At 48.0% G+C, this 20,291-nt stretch carries 17 protein-coding genes; 9 read left to right on the top strand and 8 right to left on the bottom strand.

What is annotated here, in order from left to right:
* The first annotated feature begins 3 nt into the window (after positions 1-3).
* Positions 4-2,094, top strand: coding sequence for a BatA domain-containing protein (locus BM202_RS25280; RefSeq protein WP_093831398.1), 2,091 nt, complete (start codon positions 4-6; stop codon positions 2,092-2,094).
* A 70-nt stretch (positions 2,095-2,164) separates the two neighbouring features.
* On the opposite strand, the gene BM202_RS25275 is transcribed toward BM202_RS25280, so the two are convergent.
* On the bottom strand, positions 2,165-3,115 hold the full coding sequence (locus BM202_RS25275) for an L-threonylcarbamoyladenylate synthase (protein ID WP_093831396.1): 951 nt from the start codon (positions 3,113-3,115) through the stop codon (positions 2,165-2,167).
* Between the two features lie 122 nt (positions 3,116-3,237).
* Positions 3,238-3,705, bottom strand: a complete 468-nt coding sequence (locus BM202_RS25270) for an FKBP-type peptidyl-prolyl cis-trans isomerase (protein WP_093831541.1) — start codon at positions 3,703-3,705, stop codon at positions 3,238-3,240.
* A 473-nt stretch (positions 3,706-4,178) separates the two neighbouring features.
* On the opposite strand from BM202_RS25270, the gene BM202_RS25265 reads away from it, so the two are divergent.
* A complete protein-coding gene (locus tag BM202_RS25265) occupies positions 4,179-6,341 on the top strand; it encodes a gliding motility-associated C-terminal domain-containing protein (RefSeq protein WP_245776779.1) in 2,163 nt (720 codons plus the stop codon).
* 2 nt (positions 6,342-6,343) lie between these two features.
* Here the strand turns inward: BM202_RS25265 and BM202_RS25260 are convergent, their stop codons facing one another.
* On the bottom strand, positions 6,344-7,285 hold the full coding sequence (locus tag BM202_RS25260; RefSeq protein WP_245776778.1) for a hypothetical protein: 942 nt from the start codon (positions 7,283-7,285) through the stop codon (positions 6,344-6,346).
* A gap of 563 nt (positions 7,286-7,848) precedes the next feature.
* Between BM202_RS25260 and BM202_RS25255 the strand changes: the two genes are divergently transcribed.
* A complete protein-coding gene (locus BM202_RS25255; RefSeq protein WP_093831394.1) occupies positions 7,849-9,120 on the top strand; it encodes a L,D-transpeptidase family protein in 1,272 nt (423 codons plus the stop codon).
* Here the strand turns inward: BM202_RS25255 and BM202_RS25250 are convergent.
* Positions 9,087-9,836 carry a murein L,D-transpeptidase catalytic domain family protein gene (locus BM202_RS25250; RefSeq protein WP_394333806.1) on the bottom strand — a complete coding sequence of 250 codons (750 nt, stop codon included), beginning with the start codon at positions 9,834-9,836 and terminating at the stop codon, positions 9,087-9,089. The two genes, BM202_RS25255 and BM202_RS25250, sit on opposite strands and share 34 nt — an antisense overlap.
* Positions 9,837-9,942: 106 nt before the next feature.
* Between BM202_RS25250 and BM202_RS25245 the strand changes: the two genes are divergently transcribed.
* On the top strand, positions 9,943-10,683 hold the full coding sequence (locus BM202_RS25245) for an EcsC family protein (RefSeq protein WP_093831392.1): 741 nt from the start codon (positions 9,943-9,945) through the stop codon (positions 10,681-10,683).
* 210 nt (positions 10,684-10,893) lie between these two features.
* Here BM202_RS25245 and BM202_RS25240 read toward each other — a convergent pair whose 3' ends face one another.
* Both BM202_RS25240 and BM202_RS25235 read right to left on the bottom strand, forming a co-directional pair.
* Positions 10,894-11,622 (bottom strand): SDR family oxidoreductase, encoded by a 729-nt coding sequence (locus BM202_RS25240; protein WP_093831390.1) that lies wholly within the window; start codon positions 11,620-11,622, stop codon positions 10,894-10,896.
* A 222-nt stretch (positions 11,623-11,844) separates the two neighbouring features.
* On the bottom strand, positions 11,845-12,261 hold the full coding sequence (locus BM202_RS25235; RefSeq protein ID WP_093831533.1) for a DUF3052 family protein: 417 nt from the start codon (positions 12,259-12,261) through the stop codon (positions 11,845-11,847).
* Positions 12,262-12,373: 112 nt separating this feature from the next.
* Here BM202_RS25235 and BM202_RS25230 point away from each other — a divergent pair, with 112 nt between their 5' ends.
* From BM202_RS25230 to BM202_RS25210, 5 genes are all read left to right on the top strand, one after another.
* Positions 12,374-13,291, top strand: coding sequence for a hypothetical protein (locus BM202_RS25230; protein WP_093831531.1), 918 nt, complete (start codon positions 12,374-12,376; stop codon positions 13,289-13,291).
* Between the two features lie 135 nt (positions 13,292-13,426).
* The gene (locus BM202_RS25225) at positions 13,427-14,935 is read left to right on the top strand and encodes a sulfatase family protein (protein ID WP_093831529.1); all 1,509 of its coding nucleotides are present in this window, start codon (positions 13,427-13,429) and stop codon (positions 14,933-14,935) included.
* A gap of 96 nt (positions 14,936-15,031) precedes the next feature.
* Positions 15,032-16,663 (top strand): ABC-F family ATP-binding cassette domain-containing protein, encoded by a 1,632-nt coding sequence (locus BM202_RS25220; RefSeq protein WP_093831388.1) that lies wholly within the window; start codon positions 15,032-15,034, stop codon positions 16,661-16,663.
* Between the two features lie 109 nt (positions 16,664-16,772).
* On the top strand, positions 16,773-17,219 hold the full coding sequence (locus BM202_RS25215; RefSeq protein WP_093831387.1) for a DUF6934 family protein: 447 nt from the start codon (positions 16,773-16,775) through the stop codon (positions 17,217-17,219).
* Positions 17,220-17,583: 364 nt separating this feature from the next.
* Positions 17,584-18,933, top strand: coding sequence for a dihydrolipoyl dehydrogenase family protein (locus tag BM202_RS25210; RefSeq protein WP_093831385.1), 1,350 nt, complete (start codon positions 17,584-17,586; stop codon positions 18,931-18,933).
* A gap of 246 nt (positions 18,934-19,179) precedes the next feature.
* Here the strand turns inward: BM202_RS25210 and BM202_RS25205 are convergent, their stop codons facing one another.
* Both BM202_RS25205 and pyrE read right to left on the bottom strand, forming a co-directional pair.
* Entirely contained in the window at positions 19,180-19,614 is a 435-nt protein-coding gene (locus tag BM202_RS25205; protein ID WP_093831383.1) for an OsmC family protein, read from the bottom strand.
* Between the two features lie 25 nt (positions 19,615-19,639).
* On the bottom strand, positions 19,640-20,278 hold the full coding sequence (gene pyrE, locus BM202_RS25200) for an orotate phosphoribosyltransferase (protein WP_093831381.1): 639 nt from the start codon (positions 20,276-20,278) through the stop codon (positions 19,640-19,642).
* Between the last annotated feature and the right edge of the window lie 13 nt (positions 20,279-20,291).

The following is a 20,291-nucleotide window of genomic DNA, read 5'->3' as shown; positions in this document are numbered from 1 at the left end:
TGAATGAATTTCCTCTATCCTTCCTTCTTGTTTGGCCTGCTGGCCGTGTCGGTTCCGATTGCGATTCACCTGTTCAATTTCCGGCGAACACGACGCGTTTTTTTTACAAATGTAGCGCTACTACGTACTGTTCAGACCGAAACCAAATCGTTTCGACGGCTGAAGCACTGGCTAATACTAGCGTGCCGTTGTTTGTTTCTGGTATGTTTGGTATTGGCATTTGCGCAACCCTTCATTCCCAGTAAAAACAAGTTGGGCGTCTCGCGGCAGGGCGTTACAAGTCTGTATGTCGATAACTCGTTCAGTATGCAGAACGAGCGAAATACAAAACGCTATTTAGATATTGCAACCAGCCGATTAGATGAGTTATTAACGCTGTTTCGCAATGCTACGTCGCTGCAATTACTGACAAACGATTTTTCGGCTGCGGAGCAACAGGCTGGTTCCACCGAGTCGATCAGGGATCGGGTAACGTCGATACGTTTCGCCCACACGCCCCGAACACTCGAAACGGTTTATCGTCGGCAACGTAATCTGTTAGCGAGCCTAAACCCCGGTGGGCGCAACCAGTTGTTCTGGTTTTCGGATTTTCAAAAAAGCACGGCTGGCGACTTATCCCGACTAAAGATTGACACAACTGATCGATTATTTATTGTTCCGCTGGATGCGCAGGCGACCAAAAACGTCTATGTTGATTCCGTTTGGCTTAGTACGCCGTTCATTCGCGAAATGCAGAATAACAGTCTGAATGTCAGGTTAAATAACGCTGGGCAGGAGAATGTTAAAAACCTTCCGGTACGTTTGTATTTGGATGATACCCAGACATCGACGGCTTCCGCTACGTTGCCGCCGGGTGGATCGGCAACGATTTCGCTCAACTTTAACGTAACATCTAAAGGATATCACCGCGGCCGAATTGTGTTTGAAGATTATCCTATTACGTTCGACAATCAATATTTCTTTGTCATCGAAGCATCACCGGCGGTTCGGGTGCTGCACCTGGTTGGTCAACAGAACGGGAGCCGCGATTACGTGCAGGCTGTTTATTCGAATGATAGCCTTTTCGTCCGGCAGAGTTTCAATGTTCAGAATTTTGACGTCGGGCAATTGAAAGGGACTGATTTAGTGGTGTTGGAAGAAGTAGCCGAAGTAACCGGTACGCTGCGTACTGAACTCGAACGGTTCGTGCGCCAGGGCGGAAGTTTAGCGATTATCCCGCCCAAGAATCCAAACATGATTTCGTATGCGCCCTTTCTGAGTGCTTTAGGTATTGGAAATGTGCAGTCTTTAGCCAGTGCCTCATCTGAACCTTCACCATTGCCTGTGACTGAGCCTGACCGCCGGAACCCATTCTTCCGCGACGTTTTCCAGCAGAGCTACCAATCTGAATTGTTAAATATGCCAACGGCTGCACCTGTCTGGCGATGGAGTGCGGGCGAGCGCTTGTTGAGCCTTCGTGATGGTAGCCCGTTGTTGACGCAGTCGAAAGTAGGTGGGTCAACGGGTCAGATGGGTAACGTTTATTTACTCGCTAGTCCGCTGGAATCTGCTTATGGTAATCTGGCTGAGCATGCGCTTTTTGTGCCGGTCATGTATAAAATGGCCGCTTTAAGCGTTCAGGCGCAACGTACCGCCTATGCGTTCGACGAAAATCTGGTGTCGATCCCGGTGAGCAATCCTTCGGAACGAGCCGTGTATAAGTTGAAGCATGATAAACTGGAAATTATTCCGGTGCAACGTATCGTTGGCAATCAGCTCCTGTTCGAAATGCCCAAAAGTAATGAACTGGCCGCTGGTCAGGAAGTAGAAGCCGGTTATTATGAACTCCAGGACGGGCAAGGCAAAACGCAGCGACTATTAGCCTTTAATCATGGTAATGAAGAATCGACGATGGACTTTTACTCTGCCGATGAATTACGTAAAGCCTTTGCCAACCAGCCTAATGTGGAAGTTTTCGACAGTATTCAGGATGGCGATTTCGTGCAGGTTTTAGAGCAGGAAAATTTAGGCAAAAGCCTTTGGAAATATTTCTTGCTGGCCGCCCTGGCATTTATGCTGATCGAGATTGGGCTGGTGCGGTTCATGAAAAGTTAAAGGTTGATAAGTGTTTTTTGTCATGCTTCCTTCGTCGGCACGACAAATTCTATTGTGAAATAATGCTCCTTCACTGTACACTCGCTCGTCGGAGCCGATCGTTCATGGCAAAGCCTAAACCCTCATTTGGCAAAGGTTCGGCATAAATGACATCAATAGGCAACATATCCAGAGCACGGAGGTGAGCAAAGAGGTTTTTAGCCGCTTCATTCAGGTTGCCGGTAGGGGAGAGAACGCGTTGATTCGCTGGATGGAGCCCGCCGAAGGGCTCACGGAAAACTAGCGCACCAGCCCGTTCGTGAGGTCGAGGACTTTCGCCCGGTGCCAGTAACCGAAGTGGTTTGCGGGGAGCGTAGTGACTGCTTAACATACCCGGCGCACTTGGATTTGAGGTTGAATGGGTATGCACTACCACTGGGCCAATTACCCGTTCAATCTGGTCTAACGCTATGCCACCCAACCGAAATACCGTCGCTACGTTGTTTTCAAAACCAATAATCGTGGATTCAATACCGACACCAGCCGGGCCACCATCCAGAATATAGGGAACCTGATCGCCTAATTGATCTGCTACGTGTTGCGCCGTCGTTGGGCTTATATAGCCAAATGGATTGGCACTCGGTGCCGCCAGTGGAAAGTCGAGCGAACGTAGCAAATCAAGTGTGAGCGGGTGATTTGGAATGCGGATCGCTACCATTGGGAGACCCGACGTAACGATATCAGGAATCACATCGCGCTTGGGGAGAAGCAATGTCAGGGGACCAGGCCAGAATTGGTCGGCCAGTAACTGAGCCTGTTCTGGAATGTTTGTAACGAACTGGTGAATTTTTTCCAGCGCGTCTGTATGGATAATGAGCGGGTCGAAGGAGGGACGATTTTTGACCCTAAAAATTGTCAGAACAGCATCGGGGTTTAGCGCATTCCCGGCCAGCCCATAGACTGTTTCTGTTGGAATGCCTACAACGTTACCCGCTTCCAGAAATTTTTTTGCCGCCCGCCTGTCTGTACCGATTTGTGCCATGGTTTTGTAGCACAAAGATAGGGATGGTTTACGGTTTGACGTATACGGTAAGCTGACGTAAACAATAGTTAAGCACTAGCCCACCGTGTCCGTCAAACCGTAAACCAAATACTATAAACCGGTTAATGATGGCCGCCAGGACCGTGGACGTGACCGTGGGCCAGTTCGTCGGCGGTAGCGTCGCGAACGTCGAGTACTTCTACATCGAAATACAGATTCTGATCTGCCAGAGGGTGGTTGGCGTCAACGGTTACGCTATCGGACCCGACTTTAGTGACGGTGATAACTTGTCCATCATTGGCTTCAAATTGCATACCGACCTCGATATTCTGTCCGCCGAATGCCTTAAGGGGCACTTCTTCAACGAGAGCCGGATCACGTTTGCCGTAGCCTTTTTCGGGCGCAACATCTAACTGGAGATGCTCCCCTTTGGTGCGGCCTTCTAGTCCTTCTTCCATGCCAGGAATCAGGTTATTGGCACCATGCAGGTAATACAATGGGTCGCGGCCCTGGCTGGAGTCCAATACAGTACCGTTGCTGTCCCGCAGGGTATAATGGATGGCGGCTACTTTGTTTTTAGTAATATTCATGATTAATCGTCTAATGCACAATGTTAATCTTTTAACTACAACCACTAAACCAACAAAGTTGCTTTTATACTGATATAATTTCTTTCCAATGGACTTCAGTGGCAGCGTTTCACTTACGTAGTGTACGGCCTGCATACGCTGTAAACAGGAGCGTTGAAGCGTAACAGCCGGAATTCGTTATCTTTGTTTTATGAATGAACGGTTCAAATATTGGCTTAAACGCGTCGGTTGGCTGGGCTTCCTTTTCTTTTTGGTTAAAGGTCTTTTATGGCTTTTGATCCCCTATTTGATTGCTAGAGGAGTCTTTTCAAAATGATGCCTTCACAGTATAAAATGACCACGACCGTCTTTCCTAGTTGCTGAAAAAATAGATAGAATTGGGTAGTATATGCGAACACTACCTAATCCTGAGTATATTCCGTACTATTTCCATAAGGCTTGCAAGTTGAATGAGGTAATCTGATGGTAGCGGTATGCAAGTGGTTAGTAGAAAGTTACTGCGCCGGGTAGGGGCGGGGTTACTAGTTGTAGTTGCCTTCTTACTGTCGTTGGGTGTTCGGGCAACGCACATCATCGGTGGCGACATGAGTATGCAGGCCGTTGGTGCTACGCCCGGCCTGTTTAAACTACAATTGAATCAGTACTGGGACGAAACAAGACTCGGTAGCGTTAATCGTGATCTATCGGTAAAAGTGCTGATTTATCGCAAAGATAATCCAATACTGGTTGAGCGTGTTGAGATTCCGTTTCAGGAAATGTTGCCACTCACCTTCGACAATGCCGCTTGTGCTACGCTTCGGCAGTTGAGTTTTACACAGGCTCGCTATTACATTACGCATCAGTTTGATCCCCAAAAGTATACTGATCCTGGTGGTTATTACATCGTTTGGGAACGGTGTTGTCGAAACGATGCCCTCACTAATGTAAACACAAGTACGACGGCCGGTGCAGCCATGGTCTTTTACCTTGAGTTTCCGCCAATGCAGAAAAACGGAACGAACTTTATTAATTCAGCTCCCGATTTTCGTTTGCCAAATGGCAGCTACATTTGTGTCAATAAGCCCTTTACGTTTAATGTCGATGCTGTTGACGCCGACGGTGACCAACTTCGTTACTCGCTGGTAACCCCCTTAAACGGATATACCACCCGCAATGACCAAACCAGCACTGACGATTCTCCCCGGAGTAGTTACCCACCAATTATGTGGGCGGCAGGCTACAGTCTAACCAATATCATTCCCGGAAATCCGACCCTGAGCATCAATTCGAGTACTGGTCAGTTGAGCGTTCGTGCGACTCAGGAAGGGTTATATCTGTTTACCGTACAATGTGAAGAGTTTCGCAAAGGTATACGAATCGGGGTAGTACGTCGTGATTTTCAATTGCCGGTGGTTGATTGCTCCAAAAATGCGCCACCACCAGCTGTTGTGCTGGTTAACGGGAAACCCGCTGTTGAGCTTTTGTGGTGTGATAATCAATCGGTTGTTCTTTCGGTTGAGAGAGACTCGAAATGGGCGTATCAATGGCAAAAAGATGGGGCCAACATACGTGGATCTACCTCTGATACACTCAATATTAAGTCGTCAGGTGTTTATACGGTTGTTAAAAGTCTGGCTAACGTATGTGCCAGTGACACGACTTCCCAGGCCGTCAAAGTCACTCTGGGGACGCTGACGGCAGAGATCAAAGCGTCTGCATTGGCATTTTGTGCGGATGATTCCGTGCAGCTAAGTGTTACAAATCCTGGCAATGGCAATAAGTATGTCTGGGAAACAAACGGCGCAAAACTGGCTGATACGGCAAGTCATATTGTCGCCCGCCAGGCGGGTACGTATCTGGTTCATGTGACATCGTCATCTGGCTGCAAGGCTAATTCAAATCAAGTAACACTCACTCAGTATGCCCGCCCGTCGGTATCGTTAGATTCCATCGCACCCATTTGCATTACCAATCCGGCAGTTGTTACGTTACAGGGGCAACCCTCCGGCGGAACCTTTGCGGGGCTGGGTGTACAGGGCAGCCAATTCAATCCCGCAACAGCCGGTGTGGGTCGGCACAAAATAACCTACACGGTCATCGGCGACAATGGCTGTAAGTCTACACAAACTCGCTGGGCGGTCGTAACGGCGGCCCCTACATTAACTGGGCAAGCCACGTATCAGACGATTGTGGGGGATAGCGTTCAGTTGATAACACAAACCGATATGCCGGTCAATACGTATCAATGGACACCGCCGACATCACTTAACCGGTCCGATGTCGCCAGCCCGAAGGCCGGCCCCGCTGTAACAACACCTTATCAGGTAACCGCGACGAGTGCGCCCGGCTGTTTTGCAACGCTGCCCGTTTTGGTAGTCGTGGTGACGCCACTCTTTATCCCGTCGGCTTTTTCACCGAATGCCGATGGCCGAAACGACGTCTGGATCATACCGAACATTAGTGCATTTCCACAATGCGAAGTATCGATTTTTAGTCGTTGGGGTGAGCTGATTTTCTTCTCGCAGGGATACGCCCAACCCTGGGATGGTACATACAAAAAAGTACCTGTAGAAACAGGCATGTACACGTATCAGATTCGCACGGGAACCGGCCCATTGACCACTACTTATCGCGGACAGTTGGCAGTCATTCACTAGGTTTATCTGGAGAGCGTTAGCACCAGACTCTGCAAATCCTGATTGATGGAACGTACCGACGACTGGAGTTGATTGAGCATGTTGGCCCGACTATGCAAATCGTCGGCCTGATAGTTGCCCCCTGGCCCAAAAAGCATTTGTAGCTGCTCCGATGACGCTCCGTTTACTACATAATCCTGCCAGCGTTGCCGAATATTGTGGCTAATGGACTGTTGACTGCTGTTACTAAACTGCTTCTCATTCAATACATACCAGACCATCGGTGGATAGATCGACGACTGGGTAGACTGATTCCAGATGTCGGTGAGCAGATTGCGCTGATGAGCAAACTGAACCACCCGGTTGGATGACAAAGCCGCCAGACCGCCAAAACCCGCGCTAACTACCCCGCCCCCAATACCAATCACCTTACTGGCGTCATCAGACTGAATTAAGGCGGTGGCGACGGTCGTAATGGCTCCAATAACAACAGACAGAATCGTCAACCGACGGATTCGTTTCGTATCTCGCTGGTTCAGATACGTAGCAACCTGGTCGGCCCGTTCCCCCTCGCAATCCAGTTCAGCCGCCAAACCGGCTATTTGCGTTGACGCAAGCAGAAGTCGGTTTAGAATTTGCTGATGTATACGAACGCTTTCCAACTGAACTTCCGGCTGACTGCTTTTCTCCAGGCCAATCAATTTTTGCAACAATGGTAAAATGCCGGTAGCATTGGCCAGCAGCAAATCGTGGGTTGAGTAGCGTCGGGTTAAACTCGTATCGGCAAGCAGTATTTTCTCAATGTCTGGCTTAGGAAGGAACGTAGAATCGTACTCATAGCGAATAGCTGGTTCGCAATATATATCGGTTATCCTGGCAATAGGTTGGCTTCTGAACGTAGTGCAGGCCGTTAAAGAGAACAATAAATGAAGGCCTAGAAGATAATGTATACGTAGTGATTTCATTAGTTAGCCGCTAAGGTGCTTTCTCCCCAATAAATCTATCGGAAAGGAAATAAAGGAAGAAAGAGCTGGAGGATTTTTAATGTGTGTGGCTATTTAATCAAATGAAAGCCAATACGTTGACTTTTTAGGGTGTAAGCCATTTATTAGGATTTCCCCCGTTTAGGATAGTTCTTAATGAGTTAATATAGCTAGTTTCTCCGTCTGATTTTTTGAACAATACGGTTAACCGAGGGTTAGAGATAGTGAAAATTTAATTGAAAATCAGAAAGGTTATGGTAGAGGACATCAGCCTGGCCAAACCAATGACGTCATTAGCCGATCTGTTCAGAAATTGACGGCCAGGTACCCAAATATACCTCGACGATTTATGGCTGAATGGTGCCTGCAACGCATCTGAGTCCAACTATTGATAAGTCGGCTTACAGGTAAGCAATCAGAAGGGCAGCTCATGGAGGGTTGCCCTTCTGATTAATAGAGAGATTTTTGCCACCTAACTAAGGTTCTAAACGTTAAGTAAGAAGTAGTATAACCGCAGTGGTGAACAAACTACGTAACGATTGCACATGAATAAGCGAAGAATTGGAATTGGTATTGCGGTGGTAGCGGGGTTGGTTATTCTATTCTTTGTTGGCCGGTATTTCGTTATACAGAAGGAAGATAACGAACGAAGGAGTAATCAGGCAAAGATTGAAAAAGCAGCTCAACTGGCTAAGAAAAAAGCGAAAGAGGCCGAAGAAAAAGCCACGCGACTTGCGGCTGAAAAAGCAATACGGACCTTGCATCAGGTATGCCTCTATGCTGATTCCATTGGCATTGATACAACCCGTTATACCGTCGTGTCAACAGCTAAGAAGCCTATAACCGATGCCAAACTGACGCAACTGCTGCTGGAAATACGCTATGGAAAAAAACCATCAGGACTGGAATATAATGGCCTGAAAGAAAGAGTGGACTCGGCCTGGGCAAGGAATATTGAAACGGCCGTTGAGCCAAAGGTGCTGGCAGGACTTGCAGAATTTGCCCCTTATAATCAGTTGGTTGGTCATTACGATCGGCTCAAGAGTAAAGTTGCCAGCAATCCGGCCATTGCCGATTCGTTGCGTCTGATCCGGCAAACGCTTAACTTTTACCGATATGTAAATCGCTTCAACCCAGATCGGTTTGTAGTGGTTAACCTTCCCGCAGGCGAACTGAACGTATTCGACCGGACGGGGGAGCGTTTACTGCCAATGCAGGTTATTGCGGGTAAACCCGACCGGCAGACACCCTGCATGACGACCTATATCCAGAGCATTGTGACCTATCCGTATTGGAACGTACCACGCAATATCGCGCTGGAGGAAATGTTGCCTCGAATGAAACGTAGCAGCACCTATATCAACTATCAGAATCTCCAGCTACTTGACGATAAAAACCACGAAATCAACCCCAAGTCAGTTGATTGGAAAAGCATTTCGGTGACCAATTTTCCGTTTCGTGTTCGGCAGGGAGCCGGTTGCGAGAATTCGCTGGGGTTGCTAAAGTTTAATCTGGCGAATCCGCTGGCCATTTACCTGCACGACACCAACAGCCGTGATCTATTTAAAAACACCAAAGAGCGCTGGCGGAGTCATGGCTGTGTTCGGGTGCAGAAACCCGTCGAGCTGGCTAACCTGGTATTGGGGGCCGAAACTTTCGATGACAAATTTTTGGATGAGTGCCTGCTGGATCAGAAACCCAAGACACTGCCGATTCCAAAACGATTTCCGGTGTTTATCACTTACAACATCGCCGATGTAGATGCGGCCGGAAAACTCCGATTTTATAAAGACGTGTACTCGCTGGACGATAAATAGGCAGACTGCTTCAGGTAGTCGTTATTGGGCGAATAAATGAACAGACAGGAGCCCCCTTTAACTGCCTGAATAATGCCTTTTGAATCGGCGTACGGTACCGCCGGGCACCCCTGACTACGTCCTAAACGACCCGTTTTACGAATGAAATCCTCACAAACGTAGTCGGCACCGTGCAGAACGATATTCCGGTTGAAGACGTTGTCATTGAAGCCTTTTTCGAGTCCTTTCAGTTGGAGTGACAGGCCGTGCTTACCCATATAGGTATTGAGGGTCTGATAAAAACCGAGGCTACTCTGAAACGACGATTGCTTATTGGAAAACTGACGGGGAACCAGATCGCCCGAGTTTTGCCCGTGAGCAACGTAGGTATTGAAAAGTAATTTTTTCTTGATCAGATCGACCACATACATACGTTTGTGTGTGGAAGGCTGGCTGAGATCTACAATCGTCAGGGTCGATTTGTTCGGACTTATCTTTTGCCAGCCACGTAATGCAAACTCAAATACAGACCTCTGTAAACCAGTTTGGCTGAGCTGTAGTTGATCATACACATCAAGATGAGCGATAGAGACCACTTTCTTAGGGGCTACTACTGGCTTGGCAACGACTACTACGTTACGGCTGGTTTTGTATCCGGTGCTGGCAAAGTAAACGAAGATGAGAGCAACCAGAAGCAGAAGAACATTCTTCATACCTAGTAATCGGCGTCGTTTCATACTTGGCAATCGGCGTTGTTGGGAGTTTGTAAGGATGCTATCTAAGAACAGCCTAACCGACTTTTTCATTCGATGAAGGTACCACTTTTTTGCCAAATTCTCTGATATGACTCCTTATGAAATCGCTGTTCGTACAGAACTAACCCGCTGGCAACTAGCTATGCAAAAGCCACCATCAGCCTTTGGGCGACTCTCAACGGGCATTCAGCGCCGAATTAACCGCATCATTCCCAGGAAAGTACACGATGTCATTACGGCTGCTATTAAGCAAATGACTCGGGCGGTTTTGTTTGGTGCGGAGTTTTTATCGCGTCCACCGGCCGAAGGGTTAACCCTGACACAACGCGATGCGGCCGTAGCGAAACGTATTGAATTCTACAAAAAAACCAGCGCAGCCGAAGGGGGCGTAACGGGCGCGGGTGGGTTTCTGATGAGTCTGGCTGATTTCCCGATCCTGCTCAGTTTGAAAATGAAGATGCTGTTCGAGATTGCCAGCCTGTACGGTTACCCGGTCAGCGATTATCGCGAACGAGTGTATATTTTGTACGTATTCCAACTGGCCTTCTCGAGCCAGGAGAGTCGCCAGGTGGTGTATCAATACATCGCCAATTGGCCCGAACATAGCCGCCAGCTTCCAACTGACATCAACCAGTTCGACTGGCTGACCTTTCAGCAGGAGTACCGGGATTATATTGATCTGGCTAAAATGGCGCAGTTGATTCCGGGCATTGGGGCGGCTGTGGGCATTGTGGTCAACTACCGGCTCGTCAACCAACTCGGTCGAACGGCTATGAACGCCTATCGCATGCGGTTACTGGCCGAGAATCGTACATTGCTGACCGAATAATGGTTTGAGAGCCATCTGAATTAAATAAGCCCCGTTTAGGGCGGCCTGTTACTAGCAAAATAAGTTTGTATGTAAAGCGCCGTAGGTGCGACCTGTCTTTATCATTTAGGTCGCACCTACGGCGCTTTGAACGTCTAATGTGAACCTATTTTATTAATGACAGTTCGCCCCTGGCAGAGCTTTACCAGTTTCTACATTCAATACTGGATCTTACGCTATGGCGTTCATTCTGTTGAATGTATTCCGTAACTCATCGGGCGTTGCTTTGGCCATAGCATCGCTGAAGCCGAACGTTAATTCGGTTTTGTCCTGGGCTAGTTGGTCAAAAATCGCATCGATAAAATCGCTTACCGGTGGCGCATGATCGTGTAAGCCCTTGCCACCCAGGTCTGTATTGAGGGCGGGCGGAATCATCTCGATAACTTCTATGTCTTTGGGGGCTAGCAAGGCTCGCAACGACAGCGTGAAAGAGTGGAAGAAAGCCTTGGTTGCGGAATAGACCGGCACTTTCGTGAGCGGCACAAATGACAACCCCGACGTTACGTTAATGATTGTGGTGAGCGATGGTAAGTTGATGAACAGATTGGTCAGATGAAGCGGTGCCTCAATGTTTACAGTAAGTTCATTTTTGGCCCGCTGGAAAAAGTCATCATCTGAAACCGATATCCACTGTTGAATCCCCGCATTATTGACCAGCACATTCAAGTCGCTGTGTTCATCCGAAATCCACTGATAAAGTGCTTCTCGTTCTTCAGGAAGAGATAAATCACATACCCGTGTGATTACGGAAGGAAATTTGTCAGATACTTCTTTCAGCGCGTCTTCCCGCCGTCCGCAAATAAGTACGGTGTTGTTTTCTTTGACGAATCGTTCGGTAAGCCCCAAACCAATTCCCGATGCTCCACCTGTAATCAGAATTTTATTGTTGTTGATATTCATTACGTCTTCATTAGAAATTGATGGAACAAAGTTGGGGAAGAAAGCAGGACATGTGTTTGCAAACATCAATCCAACGTTTGCAAGATTCAAATCATAGATTGAACAACTCAATACAGTGGAGGCAAACACTCATCAGTATGGCGTTGGAGGAGCTTAAATAAGTGTATCTTCTGTTGTACGTGTAAGGTGGCGCCCGGGAGTTTCTCAAGTTGCCCACAGAGTCTATAACTTGAGATTCCCATAACTGTTATTGTAGGTCTTTCCCTCTTTGGGGTGCGTGAACTTCAACCCTGACCAGGTAGCGTCAATGCTCAAAGACTTACTTTCCACAAGGCCGTAATTATAGCCTATCTCGATAACTTTGGTTAATGTCAGGTCGGTCTCCAATTTCCCCGCCTTTGGCCAGGACATCCAAAGCATACCCGTTTTTTTTAGATGGCTTTTTAGATGGGCAAAATAGGTATGCATCTCCTGTTGAGTCGTTACAAAGAGATGAATGTAATCAAAGTCACCATCAAGCGTTGACTGTATATCGAGGTTGGGTAGCCCGATTGCATCCTGAGCCTTTTCAGGGGCATTAATGAGAAAAGTACGCCATCCGGGTTTAATGCCCATTTTGGTTGAGATAGATTTCTCCATGATCGTCATTGGTTTGTGGCTAACTTCATCAAACAAAACTGGCTCGGCGGTTAGCTTGTTTGCCATCTATAACGCCTGGTGTAACTTAGCCCGAAATTACTACGCTACGTTCATGCTTTTTCTAGGCCTTAGTATAGTGCTTTCGGTGCTTCTCCTGCTGAATTTTCGGGTGTTTCCGCGTTACGATGTCAATACGTTTCAGGCGATTGTATTCAATTATCCGGTCTGTTTTCTGACAGGGCTGTTGCTGATGCCCGCTGGTCAATCGTTTACAATAGACCTCACCCAGACCTGGACGTGGCTGGCGCTGGGGCTAGGTGTGGGTTTCATTCTCACCTTTCTGCTGTCGGGTGCGTCGACGCAACGTATGGGCATAACCGCTACGTCTCTGGCAAACAATCTTTCGCTCGTCATTCCGGTCTGTTTCAGCCTGTTCGTCTTTCGCACGGGCGGCAAAACGTTCGATTGGCTGAACTATACGGGTTTAGGGCTGGCGTTGGTAGCCGTGGGTCTGACAACGTACAAAAAAGAGTCTTCGGTCGATTCGTCGGCGGTTCGAGCCAGTCGATCAGGCGTCAACGTATTATTGCCAGTGGGCGTGTTTTTGTTTTATGGAGCTACAAATACCATGATCAATTACATGAATCTGAATTACATTCCATCGGCGGACAAAACGATTCAGGTAACGCTGACAATGGTGTTGGGGGCCATTATAGCCGGATTGTTGATGCTCGGTCTACGGTTGATTCAGGGCAAGGAGACGTTTCAGCCGGGAAGCCTGATTGGAGCCATAACCCTAGGCGTACCAAATTTTCTGAGTTTTTATACGCTGCTGCTGGCCCTGTCGGCCTTTGGCAGCAATGGGGCCTTTGTTTATCCGCTCTACAACATTGGCGTAATTCTGGTGGCCGCTTTGCTGGCGGCTTTATTCTTTCGGGAAAAACTCTCGACGGCCAATAAGATCGGGTTAGGCCTGGCGATTTTGGCTATTGGCCTGATTTCGTGGCAGGAGTTGTCGAACGTAGCCTGATAGCGTCGAAAGTAAAAAAAGGAGGACTTTCTCCTTTGACTATCAACAACCCGCTTACTACCAATGAATGAAATTACGATGCCCTCTCACGTTATAGTTCGTTACGTTGTTGTCTGTACTACGTTGCTCGTCTGTATGCTGACGGTGGCTGGTTGCAGAACCAAAAAGAAGGAAGAAGCTGCGACAACACCACCTAATATTATTTTCGTCTTCTCCGATGATCATGCCTATCAGGCGATTAGCGCGTATGGCAGTACGTTGACAAAAACACCCAGTATCGACCGAATCGCTAATGAGGGAGCCATTCTACGGTACAACGTAGTAACCAATTCCATTTGCGGACCGAGCCGGGCGACGCTGCTGACCGGGAAATATAGCCACCTGAATGGCTACAAGCTGAACGAGAAAGTATTTGATATAAATCAGCCTGTTTTCTCTGAGGAACTACAGAAAAAGGGCTACCAAACGGCCTGGATTGGTAAAATGCATTTGGGCAGTCTGCCAAATGGGTTCGATTACCTGAATGTGCTGCCGGGACAGGGCCAGTATTATAACCCCGATTTCGTCAATGCGAAGAAAGATACGGTTCGGTATCCCGGTTATGTGACCAACGTCGTGACGAAACTCTCGCTGGACTGGCTCAATCAGCGCGATAAAGCAAAGCCGTTTTTTCTGGTCGTAGGCCATAAAGCTACGCACCGCGAATGGTTGCCCGATCTACAGGATCTTGGCGCGTTCGATACCGTTACGTTTCCACTGCCTGCTACGTTCTATGACGACTACAAAGGCCGGATAGCGGCCCAAAATCAGGACATGACCATCGACAAAACGATGCGCCTGAAAGAGGATTTGAAAGTTCACTCCGATTACGTGAAAAGCGACATTTATAATCGCTTTTCACCCGAACAGAAGAAGCCTTTTTATGACTATTACGAGAACAAGATCAGCAAGGAATTTGAGACTAAAAAGCTTAGTGGTAAAGCGCTGGTCGAGTGGAAATACCAGCGTTATCTGAAGGATTATCTGGCTACGGCTCGATCCCTGGATCGCAACATTGGCGAATTACTCGATCATTTGGATAAAACCGGACTGGCCAAAAATACGGTCATTATTTATGCGTCTGATCAGGGTTTTTATATGGGCGAACACGGCTGGTTCGACAAGCGATTTATTTACGAAGAGTCGCTGAAAACGCCGTTTGTCATTCGTTATCCGGGCGTCATTAAGCCGGGTACGGAGATCAATGAGCTGATTTCCAATATCGACTGGGCGCCTACGTTATTAAACCTGGCTGGCACGACCGTTCCGAAAGAAATGCAGGGTGAATCCTTTTTGCCCTTATTGAAAGGCGAGACAATACCCTGGCGGAAAGAAGCGTACTACCACTACTACGAATTTCCTAAACCCCACCATGTTTATCCGCACCTTGGGCTACGTACTGACCAGTACAAGCTGGTTCGATTTTATGGGCCGCAGGATTTCTGGGAATTATACGATCTGAAAAAAGACCCCCACGAGCTGCATAATCTGTACGGTGAGAAAGGCTACGAAACTATTACCGCCGACTTGAAAAGCAAATTAAAAGGCCAGATCACGCAGTACAAGGATGATGAAGCGATGAAGATCGTGGAAAGTAAACCCTGATAACTAGGGGTTAGCTTAGTTTGGCACCAGGGAAATCGCCCATTTTCCCGCTAAATTTCGTACCTTTGTGCTTCAATCTGAACAGAAAATTAAGCCATGATATCGGTACAAAACGTCTCACTTCGCTATGGTAAGCGGGTGCTTTTCGACGACGTCACCATAAAATTTACGTCCGGCAACTGCTATGGGGTTATCGGTGCCAACGGCGCGGGAAAATCGACGTTTTTGAAGATTTTGTCGGGCGAAATTGAGCCACAAACGGGCTCCGTTACGATGTCGCCCGGCGAACGAATGTCGGTGCTGAACCAGAACCAGTCGGCTTATGACGAGTATCCGGTGCTACAAACGGTGATTCTGGGCAACAAACGCCTGTATGATATCATGCAGGAGAAGGATGCCCTGTATGCAAAAGAGGAGTTTACGGATGCTGACGGCGAGAAAGCTGCCGAACTTGAATCGGAATTTGCCGAAATGAACGGCTGGGATGCCGAATCTGATGCCGCCAGTTTATTATCTGGGCTGGGCATTAAAGAAGATATGCACTACGCGATGATGTCGGACCTGAACGGTTCCGAAAAAGTGCGTGTCCTGCTGGCACAAGCTATTTTCGGTAGCCCTGACGTATTGCTGCTGGATGAGCCGACCAACAACCTTGATGTCGAATCGGTGAGTTGGCTCGAAAACTTCCTGGCCAATTTCAATAACACCGTTATCGTCGTATCCCACGATCGCCACTTTTTGGATCAGGTTTGTACGCAGATCGTAGACGTTGACTTCAGCAAGGTTAAACTCTTCGCCGGAAACTATTCATTCTGGTATGAATCGAGTCAATTAGCGCTGAAACAACGCCAGGACCAGAATAAGAAAACGGAAGATAAGCGCAAGGAACTCGAAGACTTCATTCGACGATTCTCGGCCAACGCATCGAAATCCAAGCAGGCTACGAGCCGTGGCAAATTGCTTGAAAAGCTTACGCTGGAGGATATTCAGCCATCATCGCGGAAATATCCCTACGTAAATTTCAAGGCTGAGCGTGAACCCGGTGATCAAATCCTGACGGTCGAAAATCTGACATATATGGCAGAAGACGGCACGAAACTCTTTGAAAACCTGTCCTTTACCATGAACAAGCAGGATAAGGTTTTCCTGTTTAGTCGCGATGGGCTGGCCGTATCGGCGCTGATGGATATTCTGGCGGGTGATCGCAAAGCGGATTCGGGTACGTTCCGGTGGGGTGTTACGATCACGATGTCGTATTTCCCGACGGATTCCGAAAAGGAAAAATTCTTCCAGACGGATCTGAATCTAGTGGATTGGCTACGGCAGTATTCGGTCGAGAAAGACGAAAGCTTCATTCGGGGCTTCTTGGGTCGTATGTTGTTCTCGGGTGAGGAGTCACTGAAGAAAGCAACGGTGTTGAGCGGGGGCGAAAAAGTGCGGTGTATGCTGTCGAAAATGATGCTGTCGGGTGCTAATTTCCTGATGCTCGACGAGCCTACCAACCACCTTGACCTCGAATCCATCGAATCCCTTAATAATGGATTGATCGACTTCAAAGGTCCAGTTCTTTTTACCTCGCACGATCACCAGTTCGTACAGACGATTGCCAACCGCATCATCGAAATCACACCGGCGGGTATCCTCGACAAACTGATGACCTACGACGAATACCTCGCCGACGAGCGTGTGAAAGCGCAACGCGGGGAGCTGTATGAAGCCGTGGCGTAGCTTCTTTTAAATAAATTAAAACGGGTAGAATAGTAACTTTCGAAAGTTACTATTCTACCCGTTTTAATTTATTTAGCTTATGTTTGCCTGAACGTTTACCTTGCTTTTCATGAATCGCCCAAGTTATGAGGTTGCTGTTTCCAAAAATCGGTTGCGTTACGAGTTCATTAGCATAGGTGCCAAAGGGCACATTCAGAAAATTGTTGAATACTCCTATGTGAATTCTCTCAATGTATGGAATCTTGGTTTTGGTGATTTTGACCCAGCTACAGGTAGAATCAGTGATAGTGTAATTTCTGACAACGGTGACGGGCGAAAAGTGATTACAACTGTGGCCTTAACATTGCTTCAGTTTTTTGAAGTTCATCCTACGGAAACAGTTATCTTTACTGGAAGTGACACTAGAAGGACAATGCTTTACAATCGAATAGTGTTGCAGTTTTATGACGAGTTTTCAGATCGATTGTTAATCACCGGATTGAACCAGGAAGGCATCGAAGTCGATATTGAAACTGGTATTCAATATGCTGCATTTATTATTTATAAAGTCAGTTGAGAAACAACCGAATAAGGATGAAAAATCTAAAGACAAAAACAAGAGGTAAGATTACAGTTGATCCTACATTGGAAGAACGATACGGAGATGAACCGCTTTTTCCACATAAGATTGAGCGAATCAAAACTCTGCTCAAAGGCACTAAACGAGATCCCTTCACAATAAAGCCCGAAGCCTGACAATCAAATCCCTCATAGACGTTTGGAAGCGCAACGCGGGGGGGGGTATGAAGCCGTAGCGTAAATAAAAAGTACACTAGATAAGATGGGTAATTCGTGGGGAGACTCACGGATTACCCATTTTTTTTTAGCCACTACGTTACGTTTGAGCGTTATGTATAGAATCTATTTGATAAATATATTCTATGCATTCGTTTGATCTTGTTGTAATTGGTACTGGCTCGGCTGGTGCAATGGCTGCGCAAACCGTCCGGGACGCAGGTAAGCGCGTGGCTATCATTGATAAATTACCCTTCGGCGGTACGTGTTCGCAGCGTGGATGCGACCCCAAAAAAGTGCTGGTAGGAGCCTCAGAACTAGTCGCCCGTTCAGCGCAATTAATCGGCAAAGGCATTGAGGAAAAAGCGGTCATTAACTGGCCTGATCTGATTCGATTCAAAAAAACATTTACCGAGTCAATTCCTGAAGATACAGAAACCAAATTTGCCGATCTGGGCATCAAAACATTCCACGGCGCAGCTACCTTTCTGTCAGAAGATACCCTACAGGTTGGTGATGATACACTACGTGCCAAACACATTGTCATTGCCACGGGGCAACGCCCCAAGCCGCTTAACATTCCTGGCGAAGAGTTGCTAATTGATAGCACCGGTTTTATGGAACTGCCGCAATTGCCCGACAAGATCGCGCTGGTAGGCGGTGGATACATCGCCTTTGAGTTTGCTCACATTGCGGCTCGTGCTGGCGCGAACGTGACCATCCTCCACCAAGGGAAACGCCCGCTCGAAGGCTTCGATGCCGATGTAGTGAATCTACTGGTTAAGGCAATGGAAGCCATTGGCATCAAGATTGTACTGGAAGCCAGCGTAACGGCTGTTGAAGGCAAACCGGGGGATCTGAAGATTCACTACGAGGGGCAGGGAAAAGAACATTCGCTCTCGACACAGTTAGTTGTCCATGCCGCCGGACGAGTCGCCGATGTTGCTGAACTTAATCTGGAGAAGGCCGGTGTTGAGCTGGGAGAAAAGGGAATTACGGTTAACCGGTATCTGCAAAGTGAATCAAACCCAAAGGTTTATGCCTGTGGAGACGTAGCAGATAAAGGCTTGCCGCTCACGCCATTGGCGGGCTATGAAGGCCGTATAGTGGCTGAAAATATTCTTAAGGAAAATCACCAGATGTACACAGATGCCCCCGTTCCGACGGCAGTTTTTACCGTGCCTCCATTAGCTTCTGTCGGTTTGACGGAGGAGAAGGCAAAAGAAAAAGGCGTCAACGTAAAGGTGTTGTTTCAGGAAACCACTGACTGGTACGTCAGCAAACGCATCAATGAGCCATTCACCGGATTTAAAACGCTTGTCGATAAAGAAACGGATCAGATTGTTGGTGCCCACGTACTGGGCTCCGGCAGCGACGACTTGATTAACGTATTTACGCTCGCGATGAAGCACGGCATTTCGGCAACTGCTCTGGGCGGTACGCTAATGGCGTATCCAACGCATGCATCAGATATAAAGTCAATGTTACCCGACTAATCGACAAAACCTTGCTTATTCCTGACCGGTAGGGTGCAAGCTGAATGAAGTCAGCAGGAAACTTCGTGATAAGGTAGTCGATCTGAACCAGGTCGGCTACCTTCATCCGCATACGCTGCCCACTTTCTCGGAGATCGCCCAAAGTTCCACTTTGCTGGCTGTACGAATCATAGACTTACAGGTCTTTGCAAGGTCGGGAGCTGGTGTTTCACTCATGGCCGTCAACGTAGTAGAGTAGTCAATAACTCATTTGATCGCATTTGGTAAATGGTGTCCCATCCCCGCGTCCTCAACCAGCGTTGTTTCGAAGTCCATCGGGCTTTGCAGCGTTTTGTGCACCGGACATCGATCGGCCATTTCGCGTAGACGGTTACGTTGTTCGGGGGTCATATCACCATTTAAAATCAATTTCGTAGTAAAAAGAGACCGTCCTGCTATGGGGTCGTACGTGTATTCGACATGGACAACGGCCGAATCGAGGGGTAATCCTTTGCGGTCGGCATACATACGTAGCGTCATCACGATGCAGGTGGCCAGCGCTCCTGCCAGCAGTTCACTTGGTCGCATACCCCGGTCCTGACCGCCCATGTCGATCGGTTCGTCGGCCACTATCACCTGAGAATCAGTGGACAGGTGCGTCTCGTAAGGTGTTCGTTCAATTCGGGCAGTGACAGTGGCCATAGGTAGTACCGGTTAGTTTAAAAACTTATTGTCCCCAGGTCGATGGGTTTTGCCGCCAGGCAGCGAGAGAGTCCATCGCATCGGCCGAGATGTAGTCGAGTGCCTGGGCTTCAACCAGTAAGGCATCGTAGTTACTCAGGCAAATGAGTGGTACGTTCTTCTGCTCAAAATTCTGAGCGGCCACCGGAAATCCGTAAGTGAAAATGGCTGCCATGCCCAGCACTTCGGCACCAGCCGCCCGTAGGGAATTGACCACTTTAAGCGAACTGCCGCCCGTCGAAATCAAGTCCTCAATAACGACCACTCGCTGCTGTGCTTTCAGATGGCCTTCAATCTGCTTACCCATACCGTGCGTTTTAGGCTCTGGCCGAACGTAGCAATAGGGAAGGCCCAGCACATCGGCGACCAACGCACCTTGCGGAATACCCGCCGTGGCTACCCCAGCAATCACTTCCACAGACGGAAAGCGCTGCCGAATGGCATCGGCCAGGGAATTTTTGATAAAACTGCGTACTTCGGGGTAGGCCAACGTAACTCGATTGTCGCAGTAAATAGGTGATTTCCAGCCTGAACTCCACGTAAAGGGCTGATTCGGTTGGAGTCGCACAGCCTGCACAGCGAGTAGATGCCGCGCTACGGACTGTTGAATAAATTGAGAATCCACAGAGTAATGAAAA

This window comes from Spirosoma endophyticum (assembly GCF_900112365.1).
In the GTDB taxonomy this organism is placed as follows: Bacteria; Bacteroidota; Bacteroidia; order Cytophagales; family Spirosomataceae; genus Spirosoma; species Spirosoma endophyticum.
The sequence above is the reverse complement of the archived record's forward strand: the minus strand, read 5'-3'. Positions and strand labels throughout refer to the sequence as shown.